Source organism: Bradyrhizobium sp. USDA 3240 (assembly GCF_054063295.1).
Map to the genome: position 1 here is coordinate 5,705,084 of NZ_JBSSGD010000002.1, position 13,255 is coordinate 5,718,338.

At 57.7% G+C, this 13,255-nt stretch carries 9 protein-coding genes and 4 pseudogenes; 4 read left to right on the plus strand and 9 right to left on the minus strand.

Going from position 1 to position 13,255, the window contains the following annotated elements:
- Positions 1 to 21 precede the first annotated feature (21 nt).
- Positions 22 to 318, plus strand: a complete 297-nt coding sequence (locus tag ACVIGA_RS27615) for a ferredoxin family protein (RefSeq protein WP_166103753.1) — start codon at positions 22 to 24, stop codon at positions 316 to 318.
- Positions 319 to 563: 245 nt separating this feature from the next.
- Here ACVIGA_RS27615 and ACVIGA_RS27620 read toward each other — a convergent pair.
- The 7 genes and pseudogenes from ACVIGA_RS27620 to ACVIGA_RS27650 form a co-directional block, all read right to left on the minus strand.
- Positions 564 to 1,089 (minus strand): annotated as a pseudogene (locus tag ACVIGA_RS27620) (carboxymuconolactone decarboxylase family protein).
- Between the two features lie 6 nt (positions 1,090 to 1,095).
- On the minus strand, positions 1,096 to 1,650 hold the full coding sequence (locus ACVIGA_RS27625; RefSeq protein ID WP_173643910.1) for a peroxiredoxin: 555 nt from the start codon (positions 1,648 to 1,650) through the stop codon (positions 1,096 to 1,098).
- A 579-nt stretch (positions 1,651 to 2,229) separates the two neighbouring features.
- Positions 2,230 to 2,442, minus strand: a pseudogene (locus ACVIGA_RS27630) (DUF2478 domain-containing protein); the annotation flags it as partial.
- A pseudogene (locus ACVIGA_RS27635) lies at positions 2,357 to 2,799 on the minus strand (DUF2478 domain-containing protein). The pseudogenes ACVIGA_RS27635 and ACVIGA_RS27630, both read right to left, overlap by 86 nt.
- Positions 2,783 to 3,979 carry a molybdenum ABC transporter ATP-binding protein gene (modC, locus tag ACVIGA_RS27640; RefSeq protein WP_456668660.1) on the minus strand — a complete coding sequence of 399 codons (1,197 nt, stop codon included), beginning with the start codon at positions 3,977 to 3,979 and terminating at the stop codon, positions 2,783 to 2,785. Before modC ends, ACVIGA_RS27635 begins: the two are co-directional and overlap by 17 nt.
- A 369-nt stretch (positions 3,980 to 4,348) precedes the next feature.
- Positions 4,349 to 4,501 (minus strand): hypothetical protein, encoded by a 153-nt coding sequence (locus ACVIGA_RS27645; RefSeq protein ID WP_456668661.1) that lies wholly within the window; start codon positions 4,499 to 4,501, stop codon positions 4,349 to 4,351.
- 764 nt (positions 4,502 to 5,265) lie between these two features.
- A pseudogene (locus ACVIGA_RS27650) lies at positions 5,266 to 6,548 on the minus strand (IS256 family transposase).
- A gap of 329 nt (positions 6,549 to 6,877) precedes the next feature.
- Between ACVIGA_RS27650 and ACVIGA_RS27655 the strand changes: the two are divergent.
- From ACVIGA_RS27655 to ACVIGA_RS27665, 3 genes are all read left to right on the plus strand, one after another.
- The gene (locus ACVIGA_RS27655; RefSeq protein ID WP_231168605.1) at positions 6,878 to 7,207 is read left to right on the plus strand and encodes a hypothetical protein; all 330 of its coding nucleotides are present in this window, start codon (positions 6,878 to 6,880) and stop codon (positions 7,205 to 7,207) included.
- Between the two features lie 78 nt (positions 7,208 to 7,285).
- The gene (locus ACVIGA_RS27660; protein ID WP_231168604.1) at positions 7,286 to 8,131 is read left to right on the plus strand and encodes a DPP IV N-terminal domain-containing protein; all 846 of its coding nucleotides are present in this window, start codon (positions 7,286 to 7,288) and stop codon (positions 8,129 to 8,131) included.
- 214 nt (positions 8,132 to 8,345) lie between these two features.
- On the plus strand, positions 8,346 to 9,206 hold the full coding sequence (locus ACVIGA_RS27665; protein ID WP_231168603.1) for a prolyl oligopeptidase family serine peptidase: 861 nt from the start codon (positions 8,346 to 8,348) through the stop codon (positions 9,204 to 9,206).
- A gap of 630 nt (positions 9,207 to 9,836) precedes the next feature.
- Here the strand turns inward: ACVIGA_RS27665 and ACVIGA_RS27670 are convergent.
- Both ACVIGA_RS27670 and ACVIGA_RS27675 read right to left on the minus strand, forming a co-directional pair.
- Positions 9,837 to 10,907, minus strand: coding sequence for a cytochrome-c peroxidase (locus ACVIGA_RS27670; RefSeq protein WP_166103738.1), 1,071 nt, complete (start codon positions 10,905 to 10,907; stop codon positions 9,837 to 9,839).
- A gap of 1,718 nt (positions 10,908 to 12,625) precedes the next feature.
- Positions 12,626 to 12,907, minus strand: coding sequence for a hypothetical protein (locus ACVIGA_RS27675; RefSeq protein WP_456668662.1), 282 nt, complete (start codon positions 12,905 to 12,907; stop codon positions 12,626 to 12,628).
- Positions 12,908 to 13,255 lie beyond the last annotated feature (348 nt).

A 13,255-nucleotide genomic window follows, 5' to 3' on the forward strand; every position in this document is an offset into this window, starting at 1 on the left:
TCAGCAATGGAAGGTCAAAGCATGAATGTCGAGCCCTCGGTGCGCGTCGAAGACAAGCTGTATTACAACCGATATCTTGTCGACATCGGTCAGCCCCACGTCAAGGTACGCGCGCACACAACGCCGTCGGCGGAACTGCTTGCGCTCTTGAAAGTCTGCCCCGCACGATGCTACGAACTCAACGACAATGGACAGGTTGAGGTAACCGTCGACGGTTGCATCGAGTGCGGCACCTGCCGCGTGATCGCCGAGCCCACCGGCGACATCCAATGGAGCCATCCGCGCGGCGGATATGGGGTGTTGTTCAAGTTTGGCTGAAAGTGAACGAGCATAGCAGTATGATCGCCATGTAAAGGAGGATCTCGCCGTCACAGTTGCGCATTCCGCCTCTCTGCACGGGTTCAAGTTCGAACCGAGGCGCGCACCTCGAGAGGACACCCACAAGACAGACATTGCATCAGGATATCACGATCACTCGGGATGCGCGTAGGAATGGTTGTGGCGCCACTGAACTGCGCCACAACGGTGTCAAACCGGTGGAAAAGGAGGAATCAGCCGGTCGCCTAAGGGGGAGTAGACCCTGCGGCCTCGATAGCAACTGCCACTGACTGCACGATCGCGGCAAAGCGCACGGCGGTCTGGATGGCTTCGGAACTTACGCCAGCGGCCCGCAGCGTCTTCTCGTGGGCGTCAATACAGGCACCGCAGCCGTTTATAGCTGAGACCGCCAACGACCAGAGCTCGAAGTCGGACTTGTCCGCTCCGGGATTGCCGATCACGTTCATGCGCAGCCGTGGTTGCATGGTGTTGGAGACAAGGTGAACGAAGCGGTAGTAAACGTTGTTCATTGCCATCACAGAAGCGGCGGATTTCACGGCGGCGATTGCCTCAGGCGTCATCACGGCGGCCGCAGCCGATTCCATCGCGGCAAATAAGGGCCGCATTGCGGGTGGCAATCGCGGTCGCGAGGATCAAGCCATATTGTCGCTGCGGCGAGAGCGTCTCATCGGCCACCAAGGACGTCAGATTGAGCCTGACGTCCTTGGCACAATCGGGAATCTTCTCGTGCAATTGCTCGATCGACGACACGGGGCCTCATGCAACCTTCAGGGTTTTGCCGCCGACTTCGCGGTTGCAGGGACAGAGCTCGTCGGTTTGCAGCGCGTCCAGAACGCGGAGTGTGTCCTTGGGGCTGCGCCCGACATTGAGATTAGTCGCATAGACGTGTTGGATTGTGTTGTCGGGGTCAACGATAAAGGTGTAGCGATAGGCGACACCCTCGGGTGAACGCACGCCAAGGCCATCGACCAGGGCCCCCTTTGTGTCGGCAAACTGCCAGATCGGTAGGTTGTGAAGGTCGACATGTGAGCGTCGCCAGGCGAGCTTGCAGAACTCGTTGTCGGTTGAACCGCCCAGTACGATCGCATCGCGGTCGGCGAATTCCTTGGACAGCCGGCCAAACTCGGCGATTTCGGTTGGGCAGACGAACGTAAAGTCCTTGGGATAAAAGAAGATGATCTTCCACTTTTCTGGAAAGCTTGTTTCTGTCAGCGTCTCGAACGCACTCTGTCCTTCTTCTTCTTGCGCTTGAAAGCCGGGCTTCACGCCTGTGACTTCGAACGGCGGCAACTGGTTTCCAATTCCAAGCATGCTGTCCTCACGAGTTTGTTTTATGGTAATCGTGCCTCACCGGTGAAGCAAGCTATATGCCATCCGTTCTCAAGACCCGATTGCTGAGACGACGCCAACTAGTGACGTGGCTGCGTGCATTTGATCCATGTTTCGATTGAATCTCACACTCGCTTTCAATCATGCTTTGCGGATGCGCGATGTTCGCGTTGGAGTATCGGTTAGGGCCATGCTATGTGGCGATTGGGTTGCCGCGGTTCCGAAGATCCGCAGCCAGTGCACGGTCCGGGTTCGAGGACTGCAGCAAAGACGGCAATCGGACCTGAATCGACGATCCGTCTTCGATCGACAGGCACTGCAAAACCGACTGAGGGGGTGATGCTAGCGTCGACCGGGTAAAGCACGCGCGCAGCTTGTCGAAGTGCGGCTTCTTGCCGATCAGGGTCCGCAATCAGCACGTTCACAGAGCATCACGGTGGCTCACAATGTTGGGCGGACGCCGGAGCTAAGCTTGCTTTCGTTGTCGGCGAAGTAGCCCGACGGGTAATTTCGGGGTCAACATATCCGAACTACACACATACGTCATCAAGCTGTCCGGTATCATAGCGCCCAAATGGCCGCAGCCGCGACTAACGCCCGGGCGGCGCGCTGGCGGGATGGAGATATCGCGCCACCATTCCTCGACACTAGTAGCAACCTACCAATGTCCCCAGTGAAAGTTTGCCAATCAGCAAGACATGCTCTTGGAACGGCCGTCAAGAGTGGCACACGGCGGGTGATGGCCTCTGTGAATTTGGCGCGCTGGCCGTGGCCAACGGCTTCTTGTCTGGCAAAATGTGCTGATCACAAGGAGATCGACCTTGTCGCAAAGCGCCCGGGAAGCGACAGCTGCGGCTTCGGCAAGTCCAGTCGTATTGAGATTACCGGACGTAGCTCCGCTGCCGAGTGACTGATAAATCGAGATCTCTTGCCCCGTCGCAACGTCCACTGCAAGCATAGGTGCGTACCGTTTGTTGCCCAGAAGCGACGCTGGACGATGCCGTCGACGCGTACGGCTTGCCGCGCAAGATCCTGAACGAAATCGGCGAGCAACCTATCGACGTCGTCTTTCGGCCGGTAGAAAATCGCAGCCACAGCATTCGGATCGATTTCTTCAAGGTTGCCGATCATGGCCGTGGTCCGATTTCTGTTTGTTTCTCGCGTCGACACTTACGTGTCGAGCTTCTCCTGCCGGTGTGGAAGGCGTTACGAGCAACCGCTCGGGGAGCACGGCCGGCAAGGCTCGCGCGACCTCGGCGAATACGCCCGTTCCATTGCTAAGGCCTAGTTCATCAAAGGAGCGGCGTGTGATGCGGGCCAAAAGTGGCGCGCCCGAACGGCCAGTTTCGAGAGCCAGAATCAACGTGACCTCAGCTTCGTCGAACGGCAGAGAGGCCTTGATGCGTGCCGGAAAGATATTGAGCATGGAACTTGCGCGCGGGGCCTCGCGCGCGATGCTGACGTCGCTGGCTGCGATGCGCAGCCGGAGCTGCGCGCCTGGTCTCAAGGGCGGTCCAGGTATCAACAGACGCGCACCTTGGAGGCGGAGGATGATCAGCCCGTAGCGCCCGTCATAGCCGCCGACTACGGTGTCGATGCAGACCGCCGCTTCGCCGCGCACGGCAAGCGCTGGATTGCTCTGTGTGGCATGCAGGGGACCGACCGCAGTCACAACGCCATTTTTCATCATGATGAGATGATCAGCAAAGCGCTCGATGTCAGCCATGTCATGGCTGATATAGATCATCGGCAACGTGAGCTGTTCACGTATGCGCTCGAGAAATGGCATAATCTCGCGTTTGGCGGGGCGGTCGAGCAAAATGAGCGGGTCATCCAGCAAAAGTAGCCGGGGTTGGGCCAACAGCGCGCTGCCAAGGGCAAGCCGCTGTCGCTCGGCGCCCGAAAGGTGTGATGGCGAACTGTCAAGCAGTGACGCCAAGTCGAGCAATTCGACAACACCATCAAAGTCGATCAGTGCTGGCTTGGATTGTTTCGCGTTATACAAAAGGGTACGCTTGACGGACAAATGGGAAAAAAGGACCGGTCGGTGGAATACATACGTGACGGGACGCAGATGGGGCGGCCGAAACGTGGTCTCGTCCTGCCAAATCTCGCCATCGATCGCGCAGAATCCGCTCGGTAGGCGCTGAAAGCCGGCGATGCAGCGCGCGAGCGTGGTCTTGCCGCACCCAGGGGGACCGAAAACTGCCGTGACACCTTTAGCTGGTACGCTGAATTGTGCATCTAGGGGGACTCTTGCGAGAGAGCCGTTGAAGGCGACTTCGATATGGCCAGGTTTTGCGTATCTCACTTGCCTGCACCTCTGCTGTAGCGATCAATCACGGTCGCGGGCGGAATGGCCGCAAGGGAGATGATCACCATGCCGCCGACAATCCAGTCTGTTTGGTTCCAGCGCGCGGTCTCCGCCCCAGGGGAGGCCACTAGGTGGTCGCTGGATTGCAGATTGACGGTGTTACGACAGCCGGCATCTTATGCGTCTCCGCGCCATCGAACATCGCGGCAATCGAACGCTCCCGCGCGCGTTTGCCGATGACACAGGTAAGGTGGGGTTCCAGTGTCGCGCAATTCGTAGCCGGGTTGGCCGGACGGAGATTATCCAATCGTTGAAATGGCATGGCTTCCGTCGTTTCGCTGTGGAGGCGTGGGCTATCGCGCCAGTTCAATACGGCCTCGCGGCTGGCAATCCAATGGCGCCACAGTGTTGATAGCCGAAATTAAAATGTGCGCTGGCGCCGATATTGATGGCTTCCGCTTTTTGCGGAGCAAGCAGCATCAAACTCAGATCGACCAGGATCAATCGGATAAGCCTCATTGGAACTCCGAGGGTGGTTCGCCGCGAGGAGCTTTCGACGCGGCAGCCCCTTGCTCCTTGCCCAGCAATCCGCGTGCCGTTCAAAAATAGGGTGCGCGGCCTGCTCGGCTCATCGTGAACTCGCATAGGTCGGAGCACAGTGTGTGGAATGGCCGCATTGTATCGTTGGGTTTCAGACGTTCGCGTCGCCAACCGGCCATGCAGGGTAGACGAAATCAAAAGCTGAAGATGCTGCGGGCTTGCGTCGAGAAGTGGGCTGGTGACCGCACGGTCGTGACGATCGCTCTTGATGCAAAAGCTTAGATTATCCAATTTGTCGCCCGATCCGGTTAACGATCTATGATGATGGATATCCCCGGTTGCCTCCACAGCTGATCGGGTAAGTTCTCATCGGGTTGATCTATCGGATCCTACGGTCAGCGTAGTCCGCGCTTCCCGAAATCCGAAGGCGACTTGTTTGAGTGATTTGGCAACGGGCGCGACAAATACCTCCCATTCGCAATGACATTCCGGACATTGGTCGCTACAGCTGGCCGACACTGCATGCGTTTTGTGCTCCTCAGACTGGCGCCTTGTTTCAACAATGACCGATCTTGTCGGGTGACGATATCGTAGTCAAAAGAACGCGGAGGTACACTACTCGTTGGCATAGAGTCTGCACGCGATAAGTGGTGTGGAGGGAACACCGTAACGTCGGTGCTGCAGCAATCACAGGCGGATCGCGTGTTGGAGCTATCGCCAAATTTTGGTGACGGCGCGGCCGGTCAGGCGGCGGCGGTTATGGGCTGACGGTCAGTCGGTTTGGCGATGAGCTCGATCCCGTCGTTGAATGTCACACCGAGAACGAGTTTTGGCAACTGGTTGCGGCCATCGAGACGACGCCGGCTTTTCTGCGCGGCCTCAAGCAGTTTGAAGACCATCGCGAGCGCCGTTCTGTTGGACAGGCAGCCCTTCGATCGGATCGTGCGGTGGCGCACGGTAGCGAAGGTGCTTTCAATGGGATTGGTGGTCCGCAGGTGTTTCCAGTGTTCGGCCGGGAAGTCGTAGAACGCCAGTAGCGTGTCCCGATCCTTGCTCAGGCAGTCGGCCGCCTTCTCGTATTTGGGCGTATAGCTCTCGATGAAGGCGTCGAACGCCAGCTCGGCGGCGGCCTTGGTTTCGGCCATCCAGCTCTCCTGCAACGCGCGTTTGGCTTTAGGCTGCTGGCTCTTCGGCAACTTGGCGATCACGTTGGCGGTCTTGTGTACCCAGCAGCGCTGCTCGTGCGTTTTCGGCCAGACCTCGCCGGCGGCCTTCCAGAACCCGAGCGCGCCGTCGGCGATGGTGAGCCGCGGCGGCACGCCGAGCCCGCGCCGCTTCAGGTCGAGCAGCAGATCGCGCCAGTCCTGCGCGCTCTCGCGGGCGCCATCGGTGAAGCCGACCAGTTCCTTGCGGCCTTCCGGCGTCGCGCCGATCAGCACCAGGATGCACTGCTTTTCGTCTTCGAGGCGTGCTTGGAGATGGATGCCATCGGCCCAGATGTAGACGTAGCGCTTCGCCGACAGATCGCGCCTCTGCCACGCGGTGTGTTCGTCAAGCCAACCGTCCTTCAGACGGCCGATGGCGGATGCCGACAACCCGGCAGCATCCTTGCCGAGCAGCGCCGCCAGAGCCTCGGAGAAGTCGCCGGTGGAGATACCCTTCAGGTAAAGGATCGGCAGCAGCGTCTCGATCGATTTCGAGCGGCGCATGTAGGGCGGCAGGATCGACGGAGAGAACCGGATGCGGTCGGGATCGGTAGCCTCCGCCTCGCGATCGCGTACACGCGGCTGGCGGACGCCGACCGGACCGATACCGGTCATCACCTCGCGTTCCGGCAGGTGACCGTGGCGCACGAGCGCTGGTGGCCGTCCGCAGTCCTCAAATCGGCATGCTTGCCGAGAAAGTCCGCGACCTCGGCCTCGACCGCCTGGGCCAACAGAGCACGCGCCCCATTGCGCAAGATTTCGGTGAGTTGATCGTCGACGTTTCCTGGCTGAATCAACTTGATGATGTTATCTTTGGACACGGCATATCGCTCCTTCGGTGGAGAAGTGGAGGCGTCAAGCACCCCCACGATATGCCGCCTTCCCGATTCCCGCCGTCGCCAACTTTCAGCGATAGCTCTGTTCGTGCGGCGATATGCGATGTGGTGGATTGTTTGAGGCGCTTGCAGCTCTGGCGAGCCGCCAATGTCCATCAGAACGCCGAACGGTTCTGTTCTTACCAAAGGCTAGTGCAGGCGTCACTAAAGAATCAAGGGCACGACAAAGGACAGCTGTGTCCACCGGAAATGGCATATCAATCGGGAAGTCACTCAGATTGACTTCAGCCTACAATTAGGAGCGGTGAATAAGAATGTACAAAGTTCTTGCCGTGACGGTGGCGCTGTTCCCAGCAAGAATGCAAGGCAGCGCAGAGCTCCTGCCAGAGGACATCGTGAATGCGCCGCTTGCACAATCCGATTACAAGCGGGCGCTCAGAACGGAGGACCGCTATGCTCGTCTTACTGTCAATGTGCCTGACGTGCCGTTCTGGTTCGGCGAGGGCGACGCGCTCGTCTACCGCCGGACAACGCGAGGCAAGCAGCAGTTCACTCTCGTTGATGCCGGCATTGGGGTAAGGCAGCCGGCGTTTGATCAAGCGCCTCGCGACGGCACTGAACAGGGCGAGCCACAAGCACTATAGGCCAGAGAATCTTCCTTTCGACCATTTCGAGCTGGCCGACAAGGGTGCCAAGATTACCTTCAATATCGAGCATATGCGTTGGAGCTGCGATCTTGTCAGCGATGCCTGCACAGGTGCTGCAATGCAACCGGGCGACAGCCAGCGGAGCCCTATGACGACACGCCACTGGCAGAGAACGATCCCGACGGGACAAGCGCCTCGCCTGACGGAAAATGGCTGGCCTACATTCGCAACTATAACCTCTACCTGCGCAGCCAGGATGGCTTGCAGGACATCCAGTTGACCTGGGACGGGTCCCAAGCCGACTATTATGCTCTCTTCACGCTAAGCTGGTCTCCGGCCTCAACGCACCTGGCTGCCTACCGAGTCCGTCCGGGTCTCCAGCGGGAGGTCCATTACCTCGAACCCTCGCCGGCGGACCAGCTCGAACCCAAGCATTCCACGATGACGTATCCTAAGCCGGGCGATGCCATCACACTACTCCAGCCCGTGCTGTTTGACGTCGCGAGCCGACGCGCGATTGCAATCGATAACGCCGCATTCCAAAATCCGTACAGTCTTTCGGCGGTCCAGTGGTGGAAAGACGGTCGGGGATTCACCTTCGAGTTTAATCAGCGTGGGCACCAGCTCTATCGTCTGATAGAGGTCGACGCCGCCACAGGTCAAGTGCGCTCGCTGATTGATGAGGTGAGCAAGACATTCGTCGACTTCCAGCCATTGGTGATGGACCAGGTGAATACTGGAAAAACGTTCCGCTACGACATCGATGATGGGAAGGAGATCATCTGGGCCTCGGAGCGCGATGGTAACGAGCATCTCGATTTATTCAATGGCAGGACAGGCGAGCTCCAAAACCAGATCACCAGAGGTGATTGGGTGGTCCGCGCGGTGTATCATATTGATCCGATCAAGCATCAGATCTAGTTTGGCGCGAGCGGAATGCACCCCGGCGGCGATCCCTATTTCGTCCATGCCTATCGCATTGAGTTTGATGGGAAGGGACTCACGGCCTCACATCTGAGCCGGCAAATCATCACATCGAATTCTCGCCTAACGGTCGCTACTATGTCGACCTTTGGTCTCGCATTGATGTTCCGCCCCGCATGGTGCTGTACCGCGCAATGATAATACCGAATTGATGCAGGTTGAGAGCGCCGAGATTGCCGAGCTCATCGCCGCTGGCTGGCAGCCACCCGTCAGTTTCAACGCCAAGGGGCGCGACGGCGAGACGGACATATGGGGCGTCATTCATCTGCCCGTTGATTTCGATCGAAACAAAAGATACCGCGTGGTGGAGCATATCTATGCAGGTCCGACAGGTTCCTTTGTTCCCAAATCCTTCTCGGCATCGTTTGAGCCGCTCACGCAGCTCGGCTTTATCGTTGTTCAGATCGATGGCATGGGTACGAATCATCGCTCGCGCGCGTCCCATGATGTTGCTTGGAAAAATCTGAAAGACGCGGGCCTTCACGACCGGATCCTATGGTACAAGGCGGCGAGCGCGAAGTATTCTTGGTACGATGTCGCCAGCGTCGGCATTTTTGGCGGGGCCGCTGGCGGGCAGAACGCGGCTAGCGCGTTGCTTTTCCCTCCCGATTTCTACAAGGTCGCGGTCGCAAACAGTGGCTGCTGCGACAACCGGCTGGACAAGATCTGGTGGAACGAACAGTGGATGGGCTGGCCGGTCGGGATCGAATATTCGCAGTCCTCCGCCATCGATAATGCCCACAGGTTGGAGGGCAAGCTGCTGCTCATTGTCGGCGAAATGGACCGCAATGTTGATCCGTCCGCCACCTTCCAGCTTGCAGATCGGCTCATTAAGGCGGGAAAATACTTCGACATGCTTTATGTGCCCGGTGCAGATCATGGAGTTCCCGGCCGTTATGCGCAGCTCAAGCTCTTGCTTTTCTTCGTCCGCAACATTCTCGAGCAAGCACCGCCGAACTGGAACGCCAGCTCAATCGAGCGGCCGAAGAGCAAGTCAGGCCATGATGGCTGAAGACCTATCGCGAGTCCGTCTAACAGCGCTATACCCGGCAATACCTGCTTCAATCCGGATCGGCGCGCGGCACCTTTCTGACACCGACGATCGAGGACGGATTGACGAGGGCCGCATCAGTTGCGCTCCCCAATCAGGAGCACGAAGGCCGCTCGCGCGACGGCGAGCATCGCGAAGCTGCGCGACATCGTGCTTGGTCCTCGCGACAAATAACAGTCGAAAGGAACTGACGGGCGAGCTGTTCGCGACCCGGATCGTGTGCACCATAATCGGAGCAAAATCCGTCTTGTCGGCCTTGTATCAAACTGCAAGTTCGGTCACGATCAGCGATCGATGACGTTTCACCCATCGTAGGAACGATCGCCTGAAGCGCTTTGACGATCTGGTCACTCGCGCTTGCCAGGTCAGGCGAGGGGGGCTGATGGAAGGAGAGATATAAGAGCTCACGGCACGCTCGGGCAATGTTTGCTTCTATGGCAAAGCCGATGGCACCCGCAGGAACTCGGAGCCGGATTGCTTTTTGCTGTCCAGAGTGTGAGCGAGCTCCAGCTTGAGACCGTGCCTTTTCACTTCGCCGCAGCGAACCGCATTCCTGCGCGACAAGCGCCTGGTTCTGCTGCGGTGATGGCTCTATTTGTGCACGGAGGGCTTAGGCGTTGTGTCGGTACGCGTGGGCAATATCGGATAATCGATCTTAGGCAGCTGCCCGGTGAGTGAATTCAGAAATGCCACGATGTCATCTTTTTCTGTATCGCTAAGCTTCGCGCCGAGTTGACTCTCACTCATTACGCCAACCGCTTCTTTGAGGCTCCAAACCTGGCCGGAATGAAAGTAGGGGGGCCGCAATGCGACGTTGCGCAACGGCGCAGAGCGGAAAACATACTCGTCGCTGGGCATCTTGGTGACGGCGAAGCGGCCCTTGTCGTTTCTCGGCAGTAGGCTTGCGGCGGGCCGCTCCACCGCACCGAAAGCGAAGTAATCCTGCCCACCGACGTTGATACCATTGTGGCAAGACGAGCATCCCTTTTCGATAAACAACTTTAATCCCGCTTTCTGCCGATCGCTAAGGGCATACGCATCACCCTCGAGGTACTGATCAAAAGGGGCGGCGGGCGTGATCAAGGTGGCCTCGAAAGCCTCGATGGCCTTGGCGAAATTTTCAAAGGTAACCGGCGTTGCATCGCTGGGGAACGCCTTACTGAACATAACGATATACTCGGCCATTGAATTCAATGTGTCGACCACGTGAACGGGCGTCGCATTCATTTCGACGCTAGCCTGGACGGGACCTTCGGCCTGCGCTTTGAGGTCTGCCGCTCGACCATCCCAGAACTGCGCCACATTGAAGACGGCGTTGTAGACTGTTGGTGCGCGACGTGATCCCAGCTGCCAGCGATGCCCAACCGATGTCGGGCCAGCATCCACTCCGCCGGTTCCAAGGTTATGACATGTATTGCAGCTAATGACCTCGCTCGCAGATAACCTCGGATCGAAGAACAGAGTCTTGCCGAGTGTGACCTTTTCGTGGGTGATGGGGTTGTCCTTGACCGCGGGAACGATTGAGGGGATCGGCCTGAAAATCCGCCTCGCGGCGCTCATCAAATCATTATCGGCGCCTGCCGCCGACGAAGCCAGGACCCCCGCGGCCAAGACATATAGCGTGCCCACCATGTAAAGCTCGCGTACCGCTGATTTCCTCATACTAAGCCTCACTCTCGTCGCCTTTGCCGGTATTTCGAACATCGGGGTGGGGCATGCGTGCCTGCCCGTCTCGCCCGGCTCGTGTTGCGGCTAGACTGCATACCAGGACTCATCCGCCGTCGTCGGAGTAGCAACCGCCGTGCCAGGGGAGCTTAAGGTCTAAGCTGCTGATCGGTCCAAGCAATTGCAGACTAGCAATAGCAGAAGGCCGCTCGAATCTGCTGAATCGGGCGCCCGTCACAGACCAACAACCACTAGCCCCGACCAAAGGAGTTCTGGTCTACGCTTCGAGCCTGTGTGCTCAGGTCGTGCGCTGTCGGTCCGGCCTTCTTCGACCGTGCAGGTTTCAAGACATTGGTCAGACGCCGAACAAAACGAGCAGCTTTGACGCAATCGGGCGATCGATTCGATGGATCCGCTGTGCCCTTGCGACGCCTTCAATAATACGCTGCGCTATCAACGGTGGGCCGCGATCATCGGCCGACATCAAATGGCGTTTTCGTGCGCGCTGCCGCGTGGAGTGCGCATTACTCGCTCACGTCAAGCTATAAATATTCCAGCCAAGAACGTTGTGACAGTGGCTTCGACGATCAAAGTGCTTGAATCGACCGCAGCGTCAGGTTGTAGGTGTGGGCCTTGCTAAGGAGGATCGGACGCCTTTGCAGAACGGAACATTAGTAAGGAACATAACATCGCGAATGTCTCAAGATCCAGAATGGGCTGCGGGATCTGCAAATGCAGCCAATCTCTATTGTTCTGTGGCCCGCAACAATTCTATTGCGCGTGGTGCAACAATGACTCGCAAGTGTTGCAAGCCGGGTCCACAATAGCAGGAGCGCTGCTACCGTTGCAGTGGCCTTTTCCATATGTTGCGCGTGGCGCAAAGAACGATAGTGAAGGATATGCAGCTTAGGGAGTTCTTGTTGAATCGGGAGCCACTAACGAGTTGGGCTTACCGGGCGCTTCGCTATCTAGCCGGCCTTGCAGCGATTGCGATTGCGGCCACGTGGTGTACAGGGAACGCCCGCGCTCGGGATCTGAGGTCAGAGGAGGTCTTGACGTCTTGCAGACCAGATGTGATGCGCTTCTGTGATCACTTCACAGGACGTGGAGATATAGACGCGGCCATGTTTTGTCTGAAGGACAATTTCAAAAGCTTGCGTATCGAATGTCGCCGAGTGATGCCCACCGCGGCGAAGAGAAGCGGAAGATCGAAACCAGGCGTCAACAGCCAGCTGATCGTCCCGCATCGGGAATGATGCCGCCGGCGCGGCAATTTTGCAATATCAACCACAGTGACGTGCCAGAATTGATAGGGCGCCGGAGCTTTCGCCACGCTGGTTCTCGAAAGTCAATCGGGCTAAAAGCGTCGCCTAGCTGGTTGCATCTGATCTTCCAGCGGGTACGTGCGCGCTACGACGCCATAGGCGTCGCTAGGCAATCAAAGCGCAAGCATGTGCGAGGTTTTAATGTGATCTAAAGATGGTAATTGCGGTGCTGTTGCGCTCGTTATCAGCGCTGCAGTCAATTCGGCGGCGTGCGAGGCCGCAGTAAATAAGCCATCGGTTCGCACCAACTGGTCCGGGGGATCTATCGGATTGCATGTTTGGGTTAGGGTCGCGCGGTTCAACCCATGGCGGTCTTCAACTCAGAGCGCTCCGCGCTCGCCCTTCCCGTCAGCTTTGAAGGGGCTTCTCGAGCACGAGCAGCCGTTCATATCAGCTACCAATCGACATTCCGAAGCGGTCGGTCGATGCCATTGCGGCGCTCTCGATGGGCGCTTCAGTGGAGGCGATTTCGGTCGAATTAACTTCAGAGCATAAAGTCAAGGGAATTGCGACCTGCAAGAGCCGCTTAAAGTCAGAAAGTTGTTCAAGCAGACGCTTCTCAACGACGTCGCGCTCCGCACCGGGCAGCTCCGTTTCGAGCAACCTACGACAGCGCCAGATCTCGTTCCGTATCCACCTGAGCTCACTTAATCGATCGTCAATCGAAATCATCACGGATGTTCACCTGGCATTGGAGTATTAAGTGCACCGTCTGCAGTGCGCAGCCGCTCCATGGCCCCACATTCACGCCGATTGATTGCGTCTGAGAACTTGCGGCTTACTGCCATTCCCCGGCAAAATGTGGTGAGCGATTCAACGTATGCAAGGTTCTTATCAATCGCATATCATCTTACGACGTGCGTGGGACTAGAATTTGCAGCAGATTGCTGCGTTTTCCGGCGTTGAATCGTGTAGGTTGCATTATTTCTGCGTTCCATCTGTGTCCATAGAAGATTTAACAGTGAGGGGCGGCGCTTACCCCATCATGGGATTCGCATAGGGGTGATGTTTTGTCGCAAA